1 protein-coding gene is annotated in these 278 nt (G+C 54.0%); it reads right to left on the bottom strand.

All coding sequences use genetic code 11. The annotated features are described in order from the left end of the window. Positions 1–175 precede the first annotated feature (175 nt). The coding region (locus tag EN804_RS38570) for a glyoxalase superfamily protein (protein ID WP_246693571.1) at positions 176–278 on the bottom strand (103 nt) is incomplete at its 5' end.

Genomic DNA, 278 nt, shown 5'->3' with positions numbered 1-278 from the left:
ATATACTCGGACGAGCACTGACGTGTATTAAGGGGGTGATGTGGAAAGACGCGGTGAAGCAAACATCGCAAATTTCGACTGAACCCCCTTTCAGTTTTCAAATGAAAAGGGGTTCAAAAGCCTGAAATCCCGTGCTTCGCCTCCATGGACGGCGACCAATCAAGGGAGCGCCAACCTACCAGACGAGTTCCACCTGCGGCCGGCCATTGGAAGTTTTCTCGAGGGTGCGGCCGGAGGTATCGACATTGCAATGAACGCGCTGGCGGAAAGCGGAGAAG

The sequence above is a fragment of the Mesorhizobium sp. M8A.F.Ca.ET.161.01.1.1 genome, from assembly GCF_004792105.1.
In the GTDB taxonomy this organism is placed as follows: Bacteria; Pseudomonadota; Alphaproteobacteria; order Rhizobiales; family Rhizobiaceae; genus Mesorhizobium.
Note: the sequence above shows the minus strand (reverse complement) of the source record. Positions and strands in the feature narration are given on the sequence as shown.